The organism is Chitinophaga sp., from assembly GCF_035564935.1.
In the GTDB taxonomy this organism is placed as follows: domain Bacteria; phylum Bacteroidota; class Bacteroidia; order Chitinophagales; family Chitinophagaceae; genus Chitinophaga.
Window position 1 is genome coordinate 1 of the sequence record NZ_DATMTE010000866.1, and the last position, 2608, is coordinate 2608.

Genomic DNA, 2608 nt, shown 5'->3' on the forward strand with positions numbered 1-2608 from the left:
CTATCAGCATGGCAGTAACCGCCATATTAAAAGGATCGCTTGTAACGAATGCCAGCACAATACCCAGCACTCCCAAAAGTGCGAGCGTTGCTGTATACCAGGTAATGATCCGGCGGTTCTTTTTGCTTTCAGGAATATAAAATCCTGCAGCCGGCAGCAACATAATACCACTGCAAAGACATAGCGCCAATAACCCCTGCTGGCGGGTGAACAGGAACGTTACACCTGCCACCAACGATATGCACAACAACACACCAACTACATTGGATACCTGTGTTTGTTCTTTACTGAGCGCATACCTGCCGTATGGATTCAGGCGAAGGAACAGGTTACTCACCGGCGTAATGAGCCAGGTGGAAAGCGCCAGGAAAGCCAGCAGCACATACACCGGGAAAAACACCTGGCTGGCAATTTGTGTAAGTATAAAAATGGCAATGATAATGATCCACTGTGTACGCGCCTTTTGCCGCGCCATGAAAAAAGCGTAGTTCAGGAACTGCCGGTACAGCCAGTACCTGGCTTTCATAGCCTGTACCATGCCTTGCCGCGCCCATTCATTGGTAGGATCCAGCTTCAGTGATTCCCTGAAATGCTCCAGCGATTTCCGGTGATCACCAGCCTCCAGCCACTTCTGCCCGAGGTTGGCATGTGTGTAGGCATTTTCAGGATTATGCTCCAATGCCTCATGTAAATTGGAAAAAGCTTCTTCTTTTTTTCCCAGCCTGAACAGGGCGTGGGAGCGGAGATTAAGGCAGGCTTCATCTTCCGGTTCAATGGCCAGTCCTTCTTCCGCTTTGTGAAGGGCAGCCTCATACTCTTTCTTCGATAAGAGGACCTGGCTCCACATGGCAAAGTAATTCACCCGGTAGGGATTGATAGCTACTGCATTGCTGATGGTTCTGATGGCTTCGTTAAACTGATTTTTTGTAAAAGCAATCCTTGCCAGCAGGTACAGGAAACGATCGTCGTATGGCGCAAAGCTGAGGGTATTGCCGGCTATTTGCGAGGCTTCTGCAGTGTTGCCTGTTTCCATGTAGCAAATTGCCAGCAGGTATAATCCGTCGGTATCGTGAGCATTAGTACTCAGGTGCTGGCGCAATGCGGCGAAGGCATCTTCAAAGCGGCCTTGTTGTACCAGAATCTGAGCGCGCTGAATTAATACAGCCATAATCGTTATTTCTTAATATCCAGGTATTTCAAAACATCATCATAAAGACCGGTTTCATTTGAATACAGCGCATAGTTACGGGCAGTATTAAACCATTCCCTTGTGGTGGGTTTATGTGTTTTAGCGGCTTTTAATAATTCTTTTTGTGTAATAGGCTGTGGTACTCCCTTTTGCAGGGCTTCCAGCAGTTTTTCTTCTATAGCAATATCCACAATAGCTTTTAGGTCGGCGCCGGAATAACCCGGAGTGGCCTTAGCGAGTGCATTATAATTAATATCGCTCACAGGTTTATTGCGCAGTTGCAGTTTCAGGATCTCTTCCCTGCCTTCCGTTTCCGGTGGCGCCACAAAAATGATCCGGTCGAAACGGCCGGGACGGCGGAACGCGGGATCCAGGCTCCAGGGAGCGTTAGTAGCGCCAATAATAAGAATATTCTCATTGCTTGCGGCGATGCCATCCATTTCAGCCAGGAACTGGTTAATAATATGCGTTGCGCCCGACTGCCGGAGTGCGGAGCGGTTAGCGCCTAAAGCATCTACCTCATCAAAAAACAGTACACAGGGTTTGCTCTGGCGGGCCAGTTCAAACAGGCTATGCAGGTTTTTTTCACTGGTACCCACCCACATGTCCAGCACATCATGAATGCCTACGTTGATGAACTCTGCCTGTATCTGCCCGGCGGTAGCTTTTGCAAGATATGTTTTGCCACATCCCGGAGGGCCATATAGTAAAATACCGCCACCGGCTTTTTTCCCATAAGCTTTATAGAGATCGGGAAACTGCAGGGGCTTGATGATCTTCAGATCTATTTCCTGCTTTTCCCTTTCCATACCACCCACATCCGAAAAATTGATTTCGGGTTTCTCCAGCATAAATAAGCTCTCGCTTTCCTCCTCCTCATCTTCGTCCCCGTTAAAGGAAGCGGGAGGTTGCTGTGCCACCCGGAAAAGCCCGTCCAGCGCTTCATCACGAAAGCCCGGATTAATTTGCAGTAAATGCTGGTATATTTCTTTTGCAGCCGGCATGGATTGCTCCTTCACCAGGATGCGGCAATGCAGCAGCAATGCATCAAAATGATCGGGCTCACGGTTTTCCAGCTGCTCAAGTACCACGATAGCTGCAGAATATTTATGCTGATGATAAAAAGTGCGCGCCAAACCAAGTTGCGCCGCAGTATTGGATGATGACAGCTCCAGTACTTTCCTGTATTGCTCCTCTGCGGCAGTATATTCATAATCCTGTAGCAGTACCTGCGCCAGATGCATACGTAAAGGCACATTCTCCGGCGAAAACTGCACCGCCTCCTGTAATTGCTTTATTACTTCCGATGACATAATGTTCTTCTGTTTAATTATTCAGTAACCCCGTAATAATACGCAATTCGGCCGCAAAAAAAGTGTTAATTGTGCCCGAACTACCACGTTTTGCAAAAATATACAA

2 protein-coding genes are annotated in these 2608 nt (G+C 48.0%); both read right to left on the reverse strand.

The window, feature by feature from the left end:
* Positions 1-1168 (reverse strand): tetratricopeptide repeat protein (locus VN105_RS22635; RefSeq protein ID WP_325644487.1); only part of this gene is annotated, 1168 nt, incomplete at its 3' end.
* Between the two features lie 5 nt (positions 1169-1173).
* Positions 1174-2502, reverse strand: a complete 1329-nt coding sequence (locus VN105_RS22640; protein WP_325644489.1) for an AAA family ATPase — start codon at positions 2500-2502, stop codon at positions 1174-1176.
* Positions 2503-2608: the final 106 nt, after the last annotated feature.